Below are 20,235 nucleotides of genomic sequence, written 5' to 3'. Positions count from 1 at the left end.
CGCCGGTGTCCATCGCTGTCGTCATCCTCGCCGCCGGCTCGGGCAGCCGGGTCGGGGCCGAGGTCAACAAGGTGCTGCTGCCGCTGCGCGACGTCCCGGTGCTGGCGTGGTCGGTGCGCGACGCCCTCGCGCTGCCCGACGTACGCCGCCTCGTGCTGGTCGTGCGCCCCGAGGAGCGTCCCCCGGTCGCGGCGGCGATCGCGCCCCACCTCGGCGACCGGGAGGTGCTGCTCGTCGACGGCGGGGCCACCCGGCACGCCTCGGAGTGGGCCGCCCTGCGGGTGCTGGCCGCCGACATCGAGTCCGGCGAGGTCGACGTGGTCGTGGTCCACGACGGCGCGCGGCCGCTGGCGGGGCGTGGGCTGTGGGCGGCCGTGGTCTCCGCCGCCCGCGAGGTGGGCGGCGCGATCCCCGTGGTGCCGGTGACCCAGCTGCTCGGACCGGACCGGACGGTCGTCGCGCAGCAGGTCGGCGGCGTGCAGACCCCGCAGGCGTTCCGCGCCGACGCGGTGCTGGCGGCCTACCGCGGGGCCGACGCGGACGGCTTCGAGGGCACCGACACCTCGGCCTGCGTCTCGGCCTACACCGACATCGTCGTCGCGGCCGTCGAGGGCAGCGCCCTCAACCTCAAGGTCACCTTCCCCGAGGACGTGGCGCTCGCCTCGGAGCTCACGCCGGGCGCTGGGTGAGGGCAGCCAGCAGGCGTACGTCGTCGGGCGAGGACACGCGGCGGCCCTCGGGCGGCGCCTGCAGGGTCTCGACCGGGTGGCCCGCGGCCTCGAGGTCGGCCACGGCACGGGCGAGGTCGCTGGCCGGGCGCCGCGGCAGGGAGGCCAGCACGGCGGCGGGGATCACCAGCGGCGAGGCGACGGCCACGAGCGAGTCGCGGTCGAGGGTCTGCCCCACGACCCCGTCGGAGACCACCTTCACCGTGTCGGTCACCGGGCGGGTGCCCACCACCGGGTGACCGCTCTCGCGCGCCCGCTGGAGGCAGGCGTCGATGAAGTCGGGCGGGGTCATCGGGCACAGGGCGTCGTGGAGGACGACGTCGCGCCCGGACTCCACCACCTCGGCCCACGAGACACCGCCGTCGACGAGGTCGACGCCGGCGTCGCCGAGGCCCCAGGCGGCGCACGCCACCAGTGCCTCGCCGTGGATCAGCTCGTAGGGCAGGGCCCCGCGGTCCTCGTCCAGAACGACGCCGAGGCCCCTGGGAACGTCGTCCCAGGGGCCTCGGTCAGCGTCGTCCACGCTCAGGAGGCGAGCACCTCGTCGAGCATCGCCTCGGCCTTGTCCTCATTGGTCTTCTCGGCGAGCGCGAGCTCGGAGACCAGGATCTGCCGGGCCTTGGCCAGCATCCGCTTCTCACCGGCGGACAGGCCACGGTCACGCTCACGGCGCCACAGGTCGCGCACGACCTCCGACACCTTCATCACGTCGCCGGAGTGCAGCTTCTCGAGGTTGGCCTTGTAGCGCCGCGACCAGTTGGTCGGCTCCTCCACGTGGGCCGCACGCAGCACGTCGAAGACGCGGTCGAGGCCCTCCTTGTCGACGACGTCGCGGACGCCGACGAGGTCGAGGTTGCAGGCCGGGACGCGCACGACCAGGTCCTGTTGTGCGACGATCCTGAGGACGAGGTACTGCCGGTCCTCTCCCTTGATCGTCCGCATCTCGATGTCCTCGATGACCGCGGCCCCGTGATTGGGATAGACGACCGTTTCGCCAACGGTGAAAGTCATATGTTCAGTTCCCCTTCCTAGGTGAGCATTCTAACACGGGTCCGAAGCAGCTCTTGTCGCGTTTGCGCAGGTCAGAGGCCCTATCCGGGCTTGACAGAACGGCCCGCGCTGTGGTGCGGCCCCGCTCGGGGCGCGGCGCTGGGCATACTGCGGAGCATGCTCCGGGCACTCTCGACGACCCCGTCGCTGCTGCTCGTCCGGGCGGCGCACCCACGCCAGGCGCTGCTCACCGCCGCCGCGCTGGCGGCTGCGGCGGCCGTGGCGGGCCGTGCGCCTCGCGAGGTCGCACTGGTCGGCGCCACGGTGCTGGTGGGGCAGTCGCTCCTGGGCTGGGCGGACGACCTCGCCGACCGCGAGCGCGACGCCCGGCACCGGCCCGGCAAGCCGCTTGCCGGCGGTCGCCTCGACGCCGGCACGGTGTGGTTCGCGCTCTCCTGCGCGGTGCTGCTGGTCGTGCCCCTCGCCGTCGCCAACGGTCGCCGGGCCGCGGCGACCTACCTGGCGCTGCTGGCGCTCTCGGCGCTCGGCGACCGACTGCTGCACGACCGACCGCTGTCCTTCGCCCCGTGGATGGCGAGCTTCGCGCTCTACCCCGCGTTCCTGGCCTACGGCGGCTGGGGCGGGGTCGGCTCCCCGACGCCGCCGACGCCGGCGATGGTCGTGCTGGCCGCCGCGCTCGGACTGGGCGTGCACGTGCTGGTGGCGCTGCCGGGCCTGGTGCACGACCACCTGGAGGGCGACAGGTCCCTGCCCATGCTGCTCGCGCTGCGCACCGGCACCCCACGCCTGCTCCTCCTGGCGGGGGCCTGGACCGCCCTGGTGGTCGTCGGCGTCCTGATCGCAGGGCGGACCGCAGGGCTGGCCTGAGCCAGCGCTAGGCTGTGGGCCATGCGACTTCGACCTCTCGCGACCGCTGCCGCGGTCTTCGCGCTCGCCGCGCCGCTGTCCTCCTGTGGCTTCGACGCCGCGACCGAGCGCGAGTACGACGTCAACGGTGCGGCCGAGAACCGGGAGGGCACGGTCGACGTGCTCTCGGCGGTCGTGGTCTCCGGCAACCCCGGGTCGGGCACGTTCATCGCGTCGCTCTCCAACAACGACCTGAGCGACGAGCAGACCCTCACCGGGGTCTCCGGCGCCGAGGGCGCGCCTGTCGAGCCCGCCGACTTCGACCCCGTCGCCGTCGCACCGGGCGGGTTCGTCAACCTCGCCGAGCCCCCCGCCGCGATCGTGCTGACCGGCGACTTCGAGGCCGGCGACTTCCTGCCGCTGTCGGTCGACTTCGGCAACGGGGAGCGCATCTCCCTCAACGTCCCCGTCGTCCCCGACAACGACGACGCCTACTGGGAAGGCCTCGACGTCTCATGACGCACACGCTCGTCCTGCTCCGCCACGGCGAGAGCGAGTGGAACGCCAAGAACCTGTTCACGGGCTGGGTCGACGTGCCCCTCACCGACAAGGGCCGGGGCGAGGCGGTCCGCGGGGGCGAGCTGATGCGCGAGGCCGACGTCCTGCCCGACATCGTCCACACCTCGCTGCAGCGTCGCGCGATCAGCACCGCCTGCCTCGCGCTCGACGCGGCCGACCGCCACTGGATCCCGGTGAAGCGCTCGTGGCGGCTCAACGAGCGCCACTACGGTGCACTCCAGGGCAAGGACAAGAAGCAGACGCTCGAGGAGTACGGCGAGGAGCAGTTCATGCTCTGGCGCCGCTCCTTCGACACCCCGCCGCCCCCGATCGACGACTCCTCGGAGTTCTCCCAGGCCGACGACCCGCGCTACGCCGGCCTCGGCGAGGAGCTGCCCCGCACCGAGTGCCTCAAGGACGTCATCGCGCGCTTCCTGCCCTACTGGGACGCCGAGATCGTGCCCGACCTGCAGGCCGGCCGCACCGTCCTCGTGGCCGCGCACGGCAACAGCCTCCGCGCGCTCGTCAAGCACCTCGACCAGATCAGCGACGCCGACATCGCCGGGCTCAACATCCCCACCGGGATGCCGCTGGTCTACCGCCTCGACGAGCAGATGCGCCCCACCGTCGCGGGCGGGGAGTACCTCGACCCCGAGGCTGCCGCCGCCGCGGCCGCGGCCGTCGCCAACCAGGGTCGCTGAACCCTTCGCACCCCGGTCCGCCGCAGGCGTGGGTCAGGCGCGCGCCGGCAGGTCGCCGGTGACGACGAAGACCACCCGGTTGGCGACCGAGACGGCGTGGTCGGCGATGCGCTCGTAGTAGCGACCCAGCAGGGCGACGTCCACCGCCGCCTCGACGCCGTGGCGCCAGTCGGTCGACAGCAGCTCGGTGAAGCTGCGCCGGCGCAGCTGGTCCATCACCTCGTCGTCGCGCCCGAGCTCGATCGCGGCCTCCACGTCGCGGTCGACGATGATGCTCCGCACCCGCCGCACCATGTCCTCGGCCGTCAGCGCCATCCGCTCCATCGTGGGCCGCAGCTCGTCGGGCACGGCGACGGCCGGCACCCGTAGCCGGGCGATCTTGGCGACGTGCACCGACAGGTCCCCCATCCGCTCGAGCTCGCTGACCATCCGCAGGGCGGACACGATCATCCGCAGGTCGCCCGCGACCGGCTGCTGCAGCGAGAGCAGGGCGAACGCCGTGTCGTCGACCCGCTCGCGCGCGGCGTCGACCGCCCGGTCGTTGCCGATCACCTGGTCGGCGGTGTGCACGTCGCCGGTCATCAGCGCCTTGGTGGCCTCGCGTACGGCGACCTCGACCTGCCCGCAGATGTCGGACAGGTCGGCGAAGATGCCGTCGAGCTGGTCATGGAATGCCTCACGCATGCCGCGCACGGTAGGCACCCCAAGCGAACAGACGGGCGTGCGCGGTGAACGCGGGATGAACACTCCGTGGCCCCCTGTCCATCGGGTCCGCGGCCACCTCGCGCTGCGTACGATGGCGGGCGTGGACCCGACGACGCAGGCTGCCCTGGCCGCGCTCGCGGGAGCCATCATGGCGGGCGGCGCCGTGCTCGCCTGGCACATCAGCGATCGGCAGCGCCGCACCCCGCCCGAGACCGAGGAGCCGGTCGTCCAGGCGGGCGTCGCCGCCGTGCTCAGCATCCTGCGCTCCAGCGCGGTCGTCGTCGACGAGTCCGACCACGTCGTCAAGGCCTCGGCCCCGGCCTACGCCTTCGGACTGGTGCGCGGCGACACGGTGGTGGTCCCCGAGCTGCTCGACCTGGTCGCGCAGGTGCGCCGCGACGGCCAGATCCGCGAGAGCGACCTCGACATCGCGGCCCCCGACGGCCGGGTCACCCGGACGCTGACCGCCCGCGTCGCGCCGCTCGGCGCCCGGCTGGTGCTGGCCCTGGTCGAGGACCGCACGCGCGAGCGCCGGGTGGAGGAGGTGCGCCGCGACTTCGTCGCCAACGTCAGCCACGAGCTCAAGACCCCGGTGGGGGCGATCCGGCTGCTCGCCGAGGCCGTCGCCGACGCCTCCGACGACCCCGAGGCCGTGCAGCGCTTCGCCGGCCGGATGCTCACCGAGAGCGACCGGCTCTCCCGGCTCGTCCAGCAGATCATCGAGCTGTCCCGCCTCCAGGGCCACGACCCGCTGGAGACCCCGGTCATGGTCGACCTCGACGCCGCTGTGGCCACCGCCGTCGACACCAGCGCCACCGAGGCCGCCGCCAAGCAGATCACCGTCGAGTCGCGCGGCGAGCCCGGCCTGGCGGTCTTCGGCTCGCAGGAGCAGATCGGCGCGGCCGTCAGCAACCTCGTCGCCAACGCCGTCGCCTACTCCAACGAGGGCTCGCGCGTCGTCGTGACCAGCCGCTCCGTGGGCGAGCAGGTGCAGATCTCGGTCGTCGACCAGGGCATCGGCATCCCCGCCGGGGAGATCGAGCGCATCTTCGAGCGGTTCTACCGCGTCGACCCGGCCCGGCACCGCTCCACGGGCGGCACCGGCCTCGGCCTCGCCATCGTCAAGCACGTCGCTGCCACCCACGGCGGCGACATCGCCGTGTGGTCGGTGCAGGGGCAGGGGTCCACCTTCACCCTGACCCTCCCCCGCGGCCCCGAGCCGGGCACCGGCCGCACCACCACCCCGGTCGAGGTCGTCGCCCCGGCGCGACCCGCGAGTGCCCCCGATGCCACCCCCGATCCCGCAGATCCCGCAGATCCCCCAGCACGCAGAGCACAGCAGGAGACCACCAGATGAGCACCGCCGCATGACCCGCGTCCTGGTCGTCGAGGACGAGGAGAGCTACAGCGACGCGCTGGCCTACATGCTCCGCAAGGAGGGCTACGAGGTGGCGATCGCCGCCGACGGCCGGGCCGCGCTGACCGAGTTCGACCGCTTCGGTCCCGACATCGTGCTGCTCGACCTGATGCTGCCCGGCCTCCCCGGCACGGAGGTCTGCCGCCAGATCCGCCAGTCGTCGTCGGTGCCGGTGATCATGGTGAGCGCCAAGGACGACGAGGTCGACAAGGTCGTGGGCCTCGAGCTCGGCGCCGACGACTACGTCACCAAGCCCTACTCCCCTCGCGAGCTGGTGGCCCGCATCCGGGCCGTGCTGCGCCGGGGCCACGAGCCCGAGCTCATGCCCGACACCCTCGAGGCGGGGCCGGTCCGGATGGACGTCGAGAGGCACGTCGTGACGGTCGACGGCACCGAGCAGCGACTGCCGCTCAAGGAGTTCGAGCTGCTGGAGATGTTCCTGCGCAACCCCGGTCGGGTGCTCACCCGCGGACAGCTGATCGACCGCGTCTGGGGCTCCGACTACGTCGGCGACACCAAGACCCTCGACGTGCACGTCAAGCGGCTGCGCGCCAAGCTCGAGCCAGACCCGGGCGAGCCGAGGTACCTCGTCACCGTCCGCGGCCTGGGCTACAAGCTCGACCTGTGATGCGGCGGGATGTCGGCGTGCGACGTCCGAAATGCGCTGGTGGGACGTCATGACCGTACCTAGCCTTGACTCGTGACGACCACCAGCACCGCCTCGAGCCAGCCGACCGCGCCCCTCGCCCCGGCGCCCTGGCTGCCCGTCGCCGCCGGTGCGGTCACCCTCGTGATGTGGGCCTCGGCGTTCGTGGTGATCCGCCACGTCGCCCACGACATCAGCCCCGGCGCCCTCGGGTCGGGCCGTCTCCTCGTGGCCGCCCTCGTGGTGCTCCCACTGGTGCTGCGCCGCGGCTGGGTGCGTCCCACCCGGCGCGAGTGGGCGCTGCTGGCCGCGGGGGGCGTCGGGTGGTTCGGCGTCTACAACCTCGCGCTCAACGCCGGCGAGCGCCACGTCGACGCCGGCACCGCCGCGATGATCATCCAGATCGGCCCGGTGATCGTCGCGCTGCTCGCGGTGCCGCTCTTCGGCGAGCGGCTGCACGCCTGGCTGCTCGGCGGGATGGTCGTCGGGTTCGCCGGCGTGGCCGTCATCGCGAAGGGCTCGTCGGGCGACACCGACGCCAGCCTCCTCGGCGTGGGCCTCGTCCTGGTCGCCGCGGTGATGTACGCCGTCGGCGTGCTCACCCAGAAGGTGCTGCTGCGCCGCCTGCCGCCGGTGCAGGTCGTGTTCGTCTCGTTCCTGACGGGGGCACTGATCTGCCTGCCGTTCTCCGGCGACCTGCCGTCGATCGTCGCCGGCGGAGGCGCCGAGCTGTGGTGGATCGTCTACCTGGGCGTCTTCCCGACCGCCGTCGCGTTCACCACCTGGGCCTACGCGCTGACCCACACCGACGCCGGGGCGCTGTCGCTCACCACGTTCCTGGTCCCCGGGATCGCGACGCTGATCGCCTGGCTGACCATCGACGAGGTGCCGCCGGCCCTGACCTTCGTCGGTGGCGCGCTGGCCATCACGGGCGTGCTGATGACGCGGCGCAAGCCGCGGCCGACGCCCTAGTCGGAGCCGGCCTCGAGCCAGCCGCGGAAGGCCTCGAGGTTGCGCGTCGACTCGCCCCGCGAGAGGCGCCACTCCCACTCCTTGCGGATGGAGGAGGCGAAGCCGAGCTCGAGGATCGCGTTGAAGGACTCGTCGGCGTTGGCGAGCACCGAGCCCAGGATGCGGTCGAGCTCGTCGGGCTCGACCGACGCCAGGGGCAGGCGCGCCTCGAGGTAGATGTCACCGTGGCGGTCGACGGCGAACGAGACGGCGTACATCCGCAGGTTGCGCTCGAGGAGCCAGCGGTGGACGCGAGGGTGGTTCTCGTCGGGGTTGCGGCACACGAAGGCGTGCACGCCCAGCGCGTGGGCGCCGACGTCGAGCCGGACCGGGGTCTGGAGCTTCTTCTCCCCCGGCAGCGTCAAGGAGAAGCGGGCGCCGGCGATGCCCTCGCGGGTCGTCTCGGTGTGCTCGATCCCGTTGGCGGCGAGGTAGGCGCGCACGACGGCGGCGGCCGCGTCGGCCGGGGTGTCGGGCCGCGCGTCGGGTGGGGTGTCTGGTCGGTTGTCGGGCTGGGCGTCGGCGGTGCTCACGAGGCCATCTCAGCACGCATGCGGCCGGCCGCACGCTCATAGGCCGCCAGGGTCCGCGCCGCGGTGCGCTCCCACGAGAAGTCCTGCGCGTGGGCCACGGCGCCGCGCCCGAGGCGCTCGGCCAGCGCGGGGTCGTCGATCAGCCGGCGCAGGGTGGCCGCCCAGTCGCGGGGCTCGTGGGTGTCGACGAGCAGGCCGCTCACGCCGTCGCGCACCACCGTGGTGAGGCCGCCGACCGAGGCCGCCACGACCGGCGTGCCGGTGGCCTGCGCCTCGACGGCGACCAGCCCGAACGACTCGTTGTAGGACGGCACGGCGACCGCGGTGGCCGCGGAGGTCCACATCGCGAGCTCGCGCTGGCTCACCGGTGGGACGAACCGCACCACGTCGCTGATCCCGAGGTCGGCGGCCAGGTCGGCGAGGGCGGTCGGGTGCTCGAGCCCGGAGCCGGACGGCCCGCCCACGACGGGCACGACGAGCCGGTGTCGCAGCGACGGGTCCTGATCGAGCAGCACGCCGACCGCCCGCAGCAGCACGTCGGGCGCCTTGAGCGGCTGGATCCGGCCGGCGAACAGCAGCACGACGGCGTCCAGCGGCAGGTCGAGCTCGCGGCGGGCCGGCTCGCGCCCCTGCGGAGCGAACACCGTCAGGTCCACGCCGGGATGGATCACCTCGACGGAGTCGGGGCTCGCCCCGTAGAGGTCGACGAGCTGGCGGGCCTCGGTGTCGGTGTTGGCGACGAGCAGGTCGGCGGCCGCGACGACCTGTTCCTCGCCGATGACGCGGGAGAGCGGCTCGGGGGTGTCACCGTCGGCGAGCGCCTCGTTCTTGACCTTCGCCATGGTGTGCATCGAGTGCACGAGCGGGACGTTCCAGCGGTCGCGCGCCAGTGCGCCGACCTGCCCGGAGAGCCAGTAGTGGGAGTGGACCGCGTCGTAGTGGCCCGGCGGCTGCATCGCCTCGGTGCGGAGCACCTCGCGGGCGAACGTGCACAGCTGGCCGGGCAGCTCGGCCTTGGTGAGCCCCTCGAACGGTCCCGCGGCGACGTGGCGCACCAGCACCCCGTCGGCCGCCTCGACGACCTGCGGCAGCGTCGAGGACGTGGCGCGGGTGAAGACGTCGACGGCGATCCCCTGCGCGGCCAGGCGGCGCGACAGCTCGATCACGTAGACGTTCATCCCCCCGGCGTCGCCCGTGCCGGGCTGGTCCAGCGGTGAGGTGTGCAGGCTGATCATCGCCACCCGCTCGCCCACGTTGCCTCCTCGAGGGACGTCCCTGCTCGCGCGCCCCGGTCAGGGCACCTCCGGCACAACCGCGGCGGGCGCCGAGGGATTCCCGCGGGCGCCTGTCTGCGTCGGCCGAGCGTCGTTCGGGCGTCGGTCGGGGTCGGTCGGGGGTCAGCCGGCGTGGGCGCCGCGCGTGGAGCGCCCGGTGCTGCGACCGCGACCGCGCACGAGGGCGATCGCGCCGATCAGGGCGGCCACGATCCCCCAGAACCCGTCGTACCAGGGCGTGCCGGCCGGGCGGAACGCCTCGATGAGCGACAGCGTGAGCAGGCCCGAGGCGAGGCCGACGACGGCGCGCATGGCCACGGCGTCGCTCCTGACCAGCGTGGTGCCGAAGATCGCCGAGGCGACCAGCAGGCAGGCCAGGCCGACGAAGTGGAGGGTGCCCAGGAACGGGTCGTCGCCGCCACCGAGCACCGCGCGCACGACCCAGAGCATGCCGCCCAGGAGGGCGAGCGAGGCGGAGATCTTGGCGGGAGGCACCGGACGAGTGTGCCACGGCCCACCGGGCTGCCGTCGGTCACTGCGACCCGGTGGGCCGGTGGGGTGTGGTGCGGTGTGGTGCGGAGCGCCGGTCAGCGCCCGCGGACCGCGCGGATCCTCACCCGCTCGCGGGTTCCGTCGCCGTGCGTGATCCGCAGGGTCGCGACCCGGCCCGGCCGGACGCCCAGCGGCACCCGGACGCGCGTGGTCCAGTGGCCCACGCCGTCCGCGCGACCGGCGAAGCGGAAGGTCCGCACGACGAGGCCCTTGCCCCCCGTGACGGTCGGCATGCCGCTGCTGACGAGCTGGATCGTCCGGCGGCTGCCGATCGGCACCGTCCAGGCACCCTTGACCTGGGTGCTGCGCGTCACCCAGAGGTCGCGCACGACGTAGGCGATCGTGGTCGTCGTGGTGTTGCCGGCCAGGTCGGTGGCCGTCACCGTGGCCGATGCGTCACCCAGCCGACCGCTGGTGCTGACCGTGCAGCTCTCCAGGCCGGACAGGGCGTCGGCGGCGGCGCAGGCCGCCTCGGGCACGGTGCCGTTGTAGACGCGGCCGGCGCGAACCCCGGTGACGCGCGCAGTCGGCGCGGTCCGGTCGATCGACACCGGCGCGCTGGTCACCACGGCGACGCCGCCGTCGGCGGCGACGACGGTGCGCGAGACCGTCTGGCCGGCACCGTCGGCGCCGAGCGTGACCGGAGCCGGGCACGTCACGGCGCCGGAGCCCGGCGTGCAGGTGAAGGTGACGGTGACCGGCGACGCGTGCCAGCCGTTGCGTGCGCCGCCCCCGACCGTCGCGACGACCTTCGGGTCCTGTCGTGCGGTGGAAGCGGCCGACGCGAGGAGGTCGGCGTTGCCGGAGTAGGTCGCGGTGACGACGGAGTCCGCGCCGCCGGTGTGGTCACCGGCCCACGTGGCCGTGCCGCCGCTCAGCGCGACGGTGGCGCGGTCGGCGCCGTCCACGGCGAAGGTCACCGAGCCGTCGGGCGTGCCGGCGGCCGACGCCACGCTCGCCGTCAGGGTGGCGCCGACCTCGAGGGTCGTCGTCGTCGGGGCCTTGGCCACGACCACCTTCTGCACCGCGGTGGCACCGTCGTACGCGCCGACCGGGACGGCTGCGAAGGTGGCGCCGATCCGGTGCACGCCGGCCCGGACGCCCGCGAGGGCGGGGGCAGAGGCGGTGCCGTCGCCGTCGACCGGGACCGGTGCGCCGACCGGCTCACCGTCGAGGCTGAACTGCACGGTGCCGGTCGGCGTCCCGTCGGGGCTGGCGACGGTGGCCGACAGCGGGACGCCGTCACCGTAGGTCGCGTCCGGCAGGACCCCGAACTCGACCGTCACCGACGGCAGCGCCGAGACGAGGGTGGCGGCGCCGGAGACGGACCCGACGGTCGCGGTGACGCGGTGGTTGCCCGTGGCGGACGGGGTGCAGACCGCGGCGGCGCAGGCCACCGCCGGCGCAGGTCCGCGCTGGATGGTGAAGGTGCTCTGGGCCGTACGGTCGCCGAGGGCGTTTCCGTAGGTGTCGGCGCCCATGGCGGTGTAGGCGACGTCCGTGCTAGGGGTCACGGTGGTGACGTCGGGGGTGACGGCGAGGGAGGCCAACGGTCCGGGGGTGACCTCGAGCGAGGCCGTGTCGGTCTCACCGCCGATCGCGCCCTCGACAGTCCACGTCCCGGCCGTCGTGGGCGAGCAGACGCCGTTGGGGCAGGTGGTCGTCGTGCTGCCACGCGTCGCCGTGACGGTCGGCGTGCCGTCGGTGCGCACGTTGTCGAAGGCGTCGTAGCCGGTGACGGTGAAGACGACCGGGGTGCCGGCGGCGGTCGTGTCGTCGCCCGCCAGCTCGACGCGGTCGAGTCCGGCGGGGGTCACGGTGAGGGTGGTCGCGTCGCCGGCCGGCGCGTCGGCGCCGGTCTGGGCGGCGCTGACGGAGTAGACGCCGGCGACGGTCAGGTCGCACCGGCCTGCCGCGCACGCGACGGGCGCGCCACCACCGACGGGCGTGGCGACGACGTCGCTCGCTGCCGTCTGGTCGGGCATGGCGTTGCCGAACCGGTCGGTGCCGCCGACCGTGAACTGCAGCGGCGTGCCGGCGGTGGTCGTCGCGCCCTCGGGGCTGATCTGCAGGGCCGCGACGTCGTCGGCGAGGACGGTGAGGGTGGTGCTCGCGGTGACCGGACCGTCGGCACCGGGCGCCGAGGCGGTCACCGTGTAGGTGCCGGCCTGCTTCGGGGCGCAGGCGGCGTCGGCGCAGATGGTGGAGGCGCCCCCGCCGGCCGGGGCGTAGGAGATGGTCGCCTGCTGGTCGGGGACGGGGAGACCGTGGGAGTCGGTGCCCTGCACGCTGTAGGGCACGGTGTCACCGGCGGTGGTCGAGGCACCCTGCGGGCTGATCGCCAGCGTGGCCAGGTCGGACCTCGCGGCGCGTACGGCGATGGTCTGGGTGGCGCGACCGGGGTCGTGGTCGACGTCGCCCGGCGCGGTCGCGGCGAGGACACAGGTGCCGCTGTGCTGGAAGAACAGCGTCTGGTCGTCGTCGGCGAGTCGGCACGCCTCGTTGGTGGTGGCCGGGTCGACGGCGTACGTGACCGGGAATCCGGCGTCGGACGTCGCCACCGGCGTGTAGGTCTCACCCACGCGGGCCGGGGCGGGTGCGGTCGTGCTGAAGGTGACCACCTGCGGGATGCCCGCGTCGATCGTCAGGCTCCACGACGCGATGCTGCCTGCGCCGACGGCGATGTCGTCGTAGACGAACAGCTGCCAGGCGCCGTTGGGGTCGGTCCCACCGAACGCATCGGCGAAGGTCGCCACCCCGGTCCGGGCGGGAGCAGGCGCCGGGAAGATGTTGGCCTCGTCCGCGTCGGTCGGGGCGTAGCGTCCGGACGGCGAGCCATTGGCGAGGGTGGGGGCGCCGTCGGCGAAGGTGAAGGTGCGTTCGCCACTGAGTGAATAGATGTCGGACATGACGGTCAGGTTGCGGCCCGACGGGCTGACGAGCATCACGTGCGCGTCGTAGGAGTACCCGTGGGTGAACCGGGTCAGGGTCAGCTCGACGGACTTCACCCTGCTCGCCATGCCGCTGACGGTCACGGTCGACGGGTAAGGGCTGGCCACTCCCAGGCTGGGGATCGAGATCGCGCTGGTGTTGGCGAAGGTGGACGTCGCGGCCAAGGCCGGGGCTGACAGGCCCAGGGCGACGAGGATCGGGGACATCAGCGTGGCGGCGAGGAGCCCGCGGGCGCTGGAAGGGAGGTATCGCACTGGCACATCCCATCCGAGCGACCACGTCCCCGCAGTCGCTTGACGAGACATTGAGGCGCGGGCCTCAGGCCTCAGGAGTGCCCTGGTGGAAGCGTTGCTGCCACTGCCCGCCGGTGCGCACCCACAGCGAGCTGCGCAGCCGGCTGCCGTCGTCGCCGGACGCCCGCCAGACCAGCAGGATCGCGTCGGGGGCCACCCGCGAGACGGTGAGGACGTCGAGGGTGACCGGACGGGAGAGCGGGCCGATCTCGGCCAGCATCTCGGCGCGGTCCCACAGCCGGCCGGAGGAGCCGATCTCCTGCCAGTCGGGGTGGAGCAGCGCCGCGACCGCGGCCCGGTCGGAGCGCACCTCGTCGCCGAGCAGGGCGCGTTCCATCGCCACGACGTGCTCCTCGTCGGAGGGCGCGGCGTCGAGGTCGTCGGCGGCGAGGCCGGAGAACAGGTCGGGCTCGGGCTCGACCTGCCCGACGGCCGCGGCCGGGTGCGCCGTCGAGCTGTCGGGCATGCCGGGACCGGGGTCGGGCACCCGCCCGTCGCGGTAGGCCATCGCGGCGGCGTTGGCCCGCTGGTCGGCGGCCTCGTTGAGCTCGTGGCCGGCGTGGCCCTTGACCCACACGAAGTCGACGTCGCGGCCCTCCATGGCGGCGTCGAGGGCCTTCATCAGCTCGACGTTCATGACGGGCTTGCCGTCGCCCTTCTTCCAGCCCTTGCGCTTCCAGCCCTTCATCCACTTGGTGATCGCGTTGATGACGTAGGTGCTGTCGCAGTAGACCCGCAGCTCCTCGTCGAGGTGGGCGGTCTGCTGGAGCAGGTCGAGCACGGCCATCAGCTCACCCATGTTGTTGGTGCCGTGCGGCCAGCCGCCGGACGCCCAGCACCCGTCGTCGACGTACCACGCCCATCCGGCGGGACCGGGGTTGCCGAGTGCCGAACCGTCGGCCGCCGCGATGATCACCGGCACATCTTGGCAGGATGGGCCCATGACCGAGAACAGCACCCAGCCCCGCACCGCCGTCGTCACCGGCGCCTCCAGCGGCATCGGCGCCGCCACCGCGCGCGCCCTGGCCGCCCAGGGCTTCCAGGTGGTCTGCGCCGCGCGCCGCACCGATCGCATCGAGGAGCTCGCCGCGGAGATCGGGGGCAGGGCTGTCACCTGCGACGTCACCGACCAGGCGTCGGTCGACGCGCTCGCCGCGACGGTCCCGACGTGCCACGTGTTGGTCAACAACGCCGGCGGTGCGCTCGGCACCGACCGGGTCGACAGCGCCGACGTCGACGCGTGGGCGTGGATGTACGACGTCAACGTGCTCGGCCTGGTCCGGGTGACCAGGGCGCTGCTCCCGGCCCTGCGCGCCAGCGGTGACGCGGTGATCGTCAACGTCGGCTCGACCGCCGGGCGCTGGGCCTACGAGGGGGGCGGCGGCTACACCGCTGCCAAGCACGGCGTGAAGGTGGTCACCGAGACGCTGCGCCTCGAGCTCAACGGCGAGCCGATCCGGATCAGCGAGGTCGCCCCCGGCATGGTCCGCACCGACGAGTTCTCGCTGGTGCGCTTCGGCGGCGACCGCGAGCGTGCCGACGCGGTCTACGCCGGGGTCGACCAGCCGCTGCTCGCCGAGGACGTCGCCGACGCCATCGCCTGGGTGGCCACCCGGCCGTCCCACGTCGACATCGACGAGCTGGTGATCAAGCCGCGCGCCCAAGCAGCGGCACACAAGGTGCACCGGTCCTGAGGCATGGGAGACTTCCGCGCGTGAAGACCATCGGACTCGTCGGCGGCATGAGCTGGGAGAGCAGCGCGGTCTACTACCGCGACCTCAACCTCGGAATGAGGGAGCGGGTGGGCGGGTTGTCCTCGCCCAGGCTCGCCCTCACGACCGTCGACTTCGCCGAGGTCACCGACCTCGAGGACGACGAGCGCTGGGACCAGGTCGGCACGCTCCTCGCCGACGCCGCGCGTGGCGTCGAGCGCGCGGGCGCCGACTTCCTGCTGCTGTGCACCACGACGTTCCACAAGGTCGCCGACCAGGTGGAGGCGGCCGTGGACATCCCGGTGCTGCACCTCGCCGACGTCGTCGCCGAGGCGGTGCGCGCCGCGGGCATCGACAAGGTCGGCCTGATCGGCACCAAGGTCGCGATGGACGAGACGTTCTTCGTCGACCGGCTCGCCAGCCACGGCCTGTCGGTCGTGGTGCCCGACGCCTCGCACCACGACTTCCTCAACGACGCGATCTACGAGGAGCTCGTGCACGGCGTCGTGCTGCCGCGCACGCGCAGCCGGGTGGTCTCGATCATCGAGGAGCTGTGGGACGCCGGCGCGGGCGGCGTGCTGCTGGGCTGCACCGAGCTCGAGCTGCTGGTCTCGCAGGCCGACGTCGAGCTCCCCGTCTTCCCCTGCACCACGCTGCACGTCCAGGCCGCGCTCGACGCCGCCCTCACCGACACCGAGGCCGACACAGAGGGCTAGAGCGGCAGGGCGTACGCCGTCGCGAGCAGCCGCAGGCCGGTCCACACCGGGGCGTGCAGCTCGACGGCGTCGGCGACCCGCGGCAGCGCGACCGCCAGCACCTCCGAGCCCGCGCCCTCGGTGCTGAGGAGCAGCTCGCGGCCGTCGATCGAGATGCCCTCGCCCTGGTCCTGGACCGGCAGCGGCCATGACGCGACGACCTGCCACGAGGGGTAGGCCATCAGGTGCGCGTGGGTGTAGGTGCGCGCCACCACCCCGCCGCCGCCCGGCAGGAACACCGCGTCGGTGACCAGCCCGGGGGCGTCGGCGACCGCCGTGAGGCGGTGGGACCGGTCGGCCCGCAGGCGGCGCGGCGCGGCGCGGACCGTGCCGGAGAACACGCCCTTGCTGATCACGAACAGCCGGCCCGACAGCGGGTGCCGGACCAGCGCCTCGGCGTCCTGGGCGCCGTCGGCGTAGACCAGGCGGTGGGCCACCGGCTCGGCCTCGACGTCCCCGGGCCCGACCGGCACCCGGAGGATCTCGACGTGGTCGCGGGCGCGGCGGTTGTCGCCGATGTCGGCGACCCAGACGTGCCCGGGCCCGGCCGGCGCGAGGGCCTCGACGTCGGTCGGGTCGCGGTCCCACGACGTGACGCCGACGGTCTCGCCGGTCGCGGGATCGACGGCGAAGACGCGTCCGGAGTCGCCCGAGTCGTTGGTGGTGACCGCGAGCGAGCCGCGGCCGGCGGGCAGGACCACCAGCCCGCTGGACTCGACGACCTCGGGGTCGGCGAAGCGGAAGGCGGCGCGGGAGCGGTCGGTGTCGTCGGTGCCGGTGGCGGCGCCGAGCAGGAAGGGCGCCGCCACCGCGAGCCCGATCGCGAGACGACGCAGGTCATGCATCGACGGGCCGTGGGTCCAGCAGGTCGCCGAGGCGGGGTCGTACGCCCCACGCGGCCAGCAGCTCGTCGTACTCGCGGGCGGCCTCGGTGCCGTCGGCTCCGGTGCGGACCGCGCGCAGCAACGTGTTGCGCGGGGTGTGGGCGCTCTCGACGAACTCGACCACGTCGACGCGGTAGCCCTCGCGGCGCAGCAGCGAGGCGCGCAGGGCGTCGGTGAGGGTGTCGGCGAAGCGCTCGCGGAGGATGCCGTGACGGGTGAGCATGGCGTAGGGCGCCGGCGGCTCCGTCGCCCTCAGCTGGGCGGCGATGTCGTGGTGGCAGCACGGGGCGGCGAGCACCAGCGGCGCCTGCCACTCCACCGCCCGGGCGAGCGCGTCGTCGGTGGCGGTGTCGCAGGCGTGGAGGGCGAGCACCACGTCGGGCGGCCGGGGCAGGCGGGCCTCGGCGATCGACCCGACGACGAAGTCGGCCTCGATGCCCAGCTCGGCGGCGACCCGCGAGTTGTGGTCGGCGGACTGCTGCTTCACGTCGACGCCGGTCATCCGCACCGGGAGCCGGTCGGCGAGGTAGGCGTGCGCGGCGAAGGTGAGGTAGGCGTTGCCGCAGCCGAGGTCGACCACCCGGAGCGGGTCGTCCGGGGTCGGGGTGCGCACGTGTCCCTGGGCGATGGCCTCGGTGAGGCTGGCGTCGAGCAGCCGGACGAGCTCCTCGACCTGGCGGTACTTCGCCTGCCGGGTCGGCTTGATGCGGCCCTGCGAGTCGCTGATCCCCAGCGCGACCAGCACCGGGTGGTCCTCGGGGAGCAGTCGGTCCTTGAGCCGGTCGTGGTCACGTGAGGGCGCCACCGCCTCGGACCGGCTCGCGGTGTGGAGCAGCGGCACGCCCTTCTTGGTGACTCGCAGCTGGTGGGTCGCGGTGGCGGTGTCGACGTGCCAGTGGGCGAACGGCTCCGCCAGCAGCGCGTCCACCGCCGCCTCGGCCGCCTCGCCCACACGGTGGTTGGTGGCGTGCGCCTGGGTGTCGTCGTAGGACGTCACCTGGAGGTGGCGGCCCGCCTTGAGGTCGACCGCACGCACCTCGACCCGACGCACCTCTCGACCGCCCACGACCGGAGCCGGACGACCCTTGCGGCGTCCGCTCGCCAGCGCCCGGACCAGCCCGTCGGCGTCCAGGATCGCCGCGCGGACGGTGGCGAGCTCGTCGCTCACAGGATCGAGGCGAGGACGACGATGAGGATCAGCGCCCCCAGTGCCACCGGGATCACGAGTCGGCGGTGGCGGGGGTTCATGCCCTCATCCTAGTGACGGAGGGGTCAGCCGCTCATTCGCCGCCGCCTGACCCCCAAACGCCGTCGAGGCGGCGTGTCCTGACCCCCAAACACCGTCGAGGCGGCGCGTCCTGACCGTCAGGATGAGCCGACTCGACCCTCGCCTGCGTCAGGATGCGCCGACTCGAGGGTCTGTGACCGTCAGGATGCGCCGACTCGCCCCCGGGCGGGCCGGCGGTCACCAGTGCTCGAGGGAGTCGCGGAACACGGTGGCCAGGTCGTCGGAGGTCACCTCGATCGGGGCGGTGGCCAGCAGGCGCTGCTGCTTGAGCGCTCCCTCGACCAGGTCGTCGACGTCGGCGGCGCCGTAGCCGAGCTCGGCGAGGCCGCTCGGGAGCCCGACGTCGCGCATCAGCGCCCGCAGCACGTCGGGCAGGGGCTCGCCCTCGCCCCCGAGCAGCTCGGCCGCCCGACGGTGCCGCTCCGGGGCGGCGTCGTGCAGGAGGGCGAAGGCGGCCGGCGCCGTCATCACCACCGCCATGCCGTGGGGCACGATCGGCTCGTCGGCCGGGTAGCCCTCGGGGCGGTAGTCGCGGACCCGACCGGCGATCGGGTAGGCGCACGCGTGCGGCACGTGCACGCCCGCGTTGCCGAAGCCGAGGCCGGCGAACGTGGCGGCGAGCGCCATCTGCTCGCGCGCCTCCCGGTCGGTGCCGTCGCGGACGGCGGTGCGGAACGAGCCGGCGAGGAGCGACAGCGACTTCTCGGCCCACATGTCGGCGATGGGGTTGGCGCCGCAGTAGGGGACGCGCTGCTCGGGCCGCTTGGCCTCGAAGTCGGCGAACCACCGGGCCGTCCAGCTCTCCAGCGCGTGGCACAGGATGTCCATGCCCGCCGAGGCGGTGACCATCGCGGGCTGGGTCATCGTCAGGTCGGGGTCGACGATGGCGAGGGTGGGCCGCAGGCGGGCGTGGGAGATCCCGGTCTTGACCTTGAGGGCGAGCACGTCGAGCACGCAGATGGTGGTCGACTCCGCGCCGGTGCCGGTGGTCGTGGGCACGGCGACGAGCGGGAGGAGCCGGCGCTCGGGGGCGCGGCCGCCGCCGACCGGCGCGTTGACGTAGTCGAGGAGGTCACCCGGGTTGGTCAGCATCAGGTCGACGGCCTTGGCGGTGTCGATCGACGAGCCGCCGCCCACCGCGACCACCGCGTGGAACGGACCCGACCCCCGGGCCGCGGCGACGGCCGCCTCGAGGGAGGCGTCGGTGGGCTCGACGCGCGCGTCGGCGTAGACCACGACCTCGAGCCCGCGCGAGCGCATGCCGTCGGCGATCCGGTCGGGGTGTCCGGTGGCGGCGACCCCGCGGTCGGTGACGAGCAGGACCCGGCGGGTCCCGTCGCCCGGAACGTCGCGGCACAGCTGCTGGACGTCCCAGCCCAGCTCGTCGCTGGCTCCGCGGCCGAACTTCAGCCCGGGCGCGGCGTAGGTGAAGACGCTCTCAGTCACTCTCGGCTCCCAACGCATGGTTGACGACGTCCAGCACCTCGACCTCGCCGGACCTGATGGCGGCCGTGGGCACCCACGCCACGGCGTCGGTGGTGCCGTCGACCTCGACGACCCGCGGGTCACCGTCGGCGACGGTAGCGCGGTAGAGCAGGTGCACGCCGTGGAAGTCCTCGATCCGCCCCGACGGCGCGGTGCCCGAGAAGTGGGTGTCGTGCACCCCCAGCAGCGCACCGACCTCGCACGCGAGCCCGCACTCCTCCTCGACCTCACGGGCCAGCGCGACCGCCGGGTGCTCGCCGTGGTCGACGCCGCCGCCCGGCAGCGTCCACTTCCCGGGGTGCGCGGCGGTGCGGGAGAGGTGGGTCAGGAGCACCTGCTCGTCGCCGTCGCGGCGGCGTGTGACGAGTGCGTACGCCGCGACCCGCTGCATGCGGAACGGCTGGTGGTCGACGAGGGCCTCGGCCACCACCGACGACACCGGGACGGCGCCCGAGGTGACGTCGTCGAGCGGCTTCCAGGCCGCCTCGACAGTGGACCCGTCCACCTCCACGACCCGCGGCACGGGCGAGTCCGGGGGCACCCAGCCCTCATAGACCAGCCGGATGGCGTGGGCGTCGACGAGCGCGCCGTCCCGGGGGGAGCGGGGCATGTGGGCGCTGTAGACCCGGGCCCGGTCGCCGACCGTCGCGGCGAGCCCGGTCTCCTCCTCCACCTCGCGGATCAGGGCGTCCCGGGGGTCCTCCCCGTGGTCGACGCCGCCGCCGGGCAGCGTCCACAGCTCGGAGCGCGACACCCGTGGCGCCAGGCGGCTGAGCAGGATCTCGACCCGCCCACCGCGCACGCGGAGGATGACGGCGTAGGCCGCCACCCGCTGACGCCTCGGCAGAGCTCCCATGGCCCCCAACCTAGTGAAGTACGGTGTG

21 protein-coding genes are annotated in these 20,235 nt (G+C 73.8%); 9 read left to right on the top strand and 12 right to left on the bottom strand.

Translation table 11 applies throughout. The features are described from left to right. Nucleotides 1-5 precede the first annotated feature (5 nt). A complete protein-coding gene (locus AC3X7Z_RS09470) occupies nucleotides 6-689 on the top strand; it encodes an IspD/TarI family cytidylyltransferase (RefSeq protein ID WP_489975753.1) in 684 nt (227 codons plus the stop codon). Here AC3X7Z_RS09470 and AC3X7Z_RS09465 read toward each other — a convergent pair. Continuing rightward, nucleotides 670-1,251: a 2-C-methyl-D-erythritol 4-phosphate cytidylyltransferase gene (locus tag AC3X7Z_RS09465; RefSeq protein WP_489975752.1), complete on the bottom strand. Its 582-nt coding sequence runs from the start codon at nucleotides 1,249-1,251 to the stop codon at nucleotides 670-672. The genes AC3X7Z_RS09470 and AC3X7Z_RS09465 overlap by 20 nt on opposite strands. A gap of 2 nt (nucleotides 1,252-1,253) precedes the next feature. Beyond that, the gene (locus AC3X7Z_RS09460) at nucleotides 1,254-1,739 is read right to left on the bottom strand and encodes a CarD family transcriptional regulator (RefSeq protein WP_056602200.1); all 486 of its coding nucleotides are present in this window, start codon (nucleotides 1,737-1,739) and stop codon (nucleotides 1,254-1,256) included. A 156-nt stretch (nucleotides 1,740-1,895) separates the two neighbouring features. On the opposite strand from AC3X7Z_RS09460, the gene AC3X7Z_RS09455 reads away from it, so the two are divergent. From AC3X7Z_RS09455 to AC3X7Z_RS09445, 3 genes are read left to right on the top strand one after another with little or no spacing between them, the layout of a single operon-like run. Next, complete coding sequence (locus AC3X7Z_RS09455; protein WP_186340237.1) at nucleotides 1,896-2,606, top strand: UbiA family prenyltransferase; 711 nt, start codon at nucleotides 1,896-1,898, stop codon at nucleotides 2,604-2,606. 21 nt (nucleotides 2,607-2,627) lie between these two features. Beyond that, on the top strand, nucleotides 2,628-3,104 hold the full coding sequence (locus AC3X7Z_RS09450) for a hypothetical protein (RefSeq protein ID WP_186340236.1): 477 nt from the start codon (nucleotides 2,628-2,630) through the stop codon (nucleotides 3,102-3,104). Further along, entirely contained in the window at nucleotides 3,101-3,844 is a 744-nt protein-coding gene (locus AC3X7Z_RS09445; protein WP_489975751.1) for a phosphoglyceromutase, read from the top strand. The genes AC3X7Z_RS09450 and AC3X7Z_RS09445 overlap by 4 nt, the downstream gene beginning before the upstream one ends. Before the next feature lie 33 nt (nucleotides 3,845-3,877). Here AC3X7Z_RS09445 and phoU read toward each other — a convergent pair whose 3' ends face one another. Further along, nucleotides 3,878-4,528, bottom strand: coding sequence for a phosphate signaling complex protein PhoU (gene phoU, locus AC3X7Z_RS09440; RefSeq protein WP_186340234.1), 651 nt, complete (start codon nucleotides 4,526-4,528; stop codon nucleotides 3,878-3,880). A gap of 121 nt (nucleotides 4,529-4,649) precedes the next feature. On the opposite strand from phoU, the gene AC3X7Z_RS09435 reads away from it, so the two are divergent. The 3 genes from AC3X7Z_RS09435 (at nucleotide 4,650) to AC3X7Z_RS09425 (ending at nucleotide 7,584) form a co-directional block, all read left to right on the top strand. Next, nucleotides 4,650-5,906 carry a sensor histidine kinase gene (locus tag AC3X7Z_RS09435; protein WP_186340233.1) on the top strand — a complete coding sequence of 419 codons (1,257 nt, stop codon included), beginning with the start codon at nucleotides 4,650-4,652 and terminating at the stop codon, nucleotides 5,904-5,906. Between the two features lie 10 nt (nucleotides 5,907-5,916). Continuing rightward, nucleotides 5,917-6,594 carry a response regulator gene (locus AC3X7Z_RS09430; protein ID WP_489975750.1) on the top strand — a complete coding sequence of 226 codons (678 nt, stop codon included), beginning with the start codon at nucleotides 5,917-5,919 and terminating at the stop codon, nucleotides 6,592-6,594. A 72-nt stretch (nucleotides 6,595-6,666) separates the two neighbouring features. After that, nucleotides 6,667-7,584: a DMT family transporter gene (locus AC3X7Z_RS09425; RefSeq protein ID WP_241005315.1), complete on the top strand. Its 918-nt coding sequence runs from the start codon at nucleotides 6,667-6,669 to the stop codon at nucleotides 7,582-7,584. Here AC3X7Z_RS09425 and AC3X7Z_RS09420 read toward each other — a convergent pair. From AC3X7Z_RS09420 to AC3X7Z_RS09400, 5 genes are all read right to left on the bottom strand, one after another. Then, entirely contained in the window at nucleotides 7,581-8,156 is a 576-nt protein-coding gene (locus tag AC3X7Z_RS09420) for a type III secretion system chaperone family protein (protein ID WP_397180019.1), read from the bottom strand. The genes AC3X7Z_RS09425 and AC3X7Z_RS09420 overlap by 4 nt on opposite strands. Next, nucleotides 8,153-9,409, bottom strand: coding sequence for a D-inositol-3-phosphate glycosyltransferase (gene mshA, locus AC3X7Z_RS09415; protein WP_489975749.1), 1,257 nt, complete (start codon nucleotides 9,407-9,409; stop codon nucleotides 8,153-8,155). Before mshA ends, AC3X7Z_RS09420 begins: the two co-directional genes overlap by 4 nt. Nucleotides 9,410-9,553: 144 nt before the next feature. Continuing rightward, nucleotides 9,554-9,925: a hypothetical protein gene (locus tag AC3X7Z_RS09410; protein ID WP_489975748.1), complete on the bottom strand. Its 372-nt coding sequence runs from the start codon at nucleotides 9,923-9,925 to the stop codon at nucleotides 9,554-9,556. 92 nt (nucleotides 9,926-10,017) lie between these two features. Then, nucleotides 10,018-13,188: an Ig-like domain repeat protein gene (locus AC3X7Z_RS09405; protein ID WP_489975747.1), complete on the bottom strand. Its 3,171-nt coding sequence runs from the start codon at nucleotides 13,186-13,188 to the stop codon at nucleotides 10,018-10,020. A 64-nt stretch (nucleotides 13,189-13,252) separates the two neighbouring features. Then, nucleotides 13,253-14,143, bottom strand: coding sequence for an RNase H family protein (locus AC3X7Z_RS09400; protein WP_489975746.1), 891 nt, complete (start codon nucleotides 14,141-14,143; stop codon nucleotides 13,253-13,255). A gap of 25 nt (nucleotides 14,144-14,168) precedes the next feature. Between AC3X7Z_RS09400 and AC3X7Z_RS09395 the strand changes: the two genes are divergently transcribed. Next, nucleotides 14,169-14,921: an SDR family NAD(P)-dependent oxidoreductase gene (locus tag AC3X7Z_RS09395; protein ID WP_186340229.1), complete on the top strand. Its 753-nt coding sequence runs from the start codon at nucleotides 14,169-14,171 to the stop codon at nucleotides 14,919-14,921. Between the two features lie 20 nt (nucleotides 14,922-14,941). Next, nucleotides 14,942-15,655 (top strand): aspartate/glutamate racemase family protein, encoded by a 714-nt coding sequence (locus AC3X7Z_RS09390; RefSeq protein WP_186340228.1) that lies wholly within the window; start codon nucleotides 14,942-14,944, stop codon nucleotides 15,653-15,655. On the opposite strand, the gene AC3X7Z_RS09385 is transcribed toward AC3X7Z_RS09390, so the two are convergent. The 4 genes from AC3X7Z_RS09385 to AC3X7Z_RS09370 form a co-directional block, all read right to left on the bottom strand. Next, entirely contained in the window at nucleotides 15,652-16,539 is an 888-nt protein-coding gene (locus tag AC3X7Z_RS09385) for a hypothetical protein (RefSeq protein WP_489975745.1), read from the bottom strand. The two genes, AC3X7Z_RS09390 and AC3X7Z_RS09385, sit on opposite strands and share 4 nt — an antisense overlap. Beyond that, the gene (locus AC3X7Z_RS09380; RefSeq protein ID WP_489975744.1) at nucleotides 16,532-17,746 is read right to left on the bottom strand and encodes a class I SAM-dependent methyltransferase; all 1,215 of its coding nucleotides are present in this window, start codon (nucleotides 17,744-17,746) and stop codon (nucleotides 16,532-16,534) included. Before AC3X7Z_RS09380 ends, AC3X7Z_RS09385 begins: the two co-directional genes overlap by 8 nt. A gap of 297 nt (nucleotides 17,747-18,043) precedes the next feature. Continuing rightward, nucleotides 18,044-19,312: a hydroxyacid-oxoacid transhydrogenase gene (locus tag AC3X7Z_RS09375; protein ID WP_489975743.1), complete on the bottom strand. Its 1,269-nt coding sequence runs from the start codon at nucleotides 19,310-19,312 to the stop codon at nucleotides 18,044-18,046. Further along, nucleotides 19,305-20,207, bottom strand: coding sequence for an NUDIX domain-containing protein (locus AC3X7Z_RS09370; protein WP_489975742.1), 903 nt, complete (start codon nucleotides 20,205-20,207; stop codon nucleotides 19,305-19,307). Before AC3X7Z_RS09370 ends, AC3X7Z_RS09375 begins: the two co-directional genes overlap by 8 nt. Between the last annotated feature and the right edge of the window lie 28 nt (nucleotides 20,208-20,235).

The sequence above is a fragment of the Nocardioides sp. Z24_21 genome, assembly GCF_058134345.1.
Note: the sequence above shows the minus strand (reverse complement) of the source record. Positions and strands in the feature narration are given on the sequence as shown.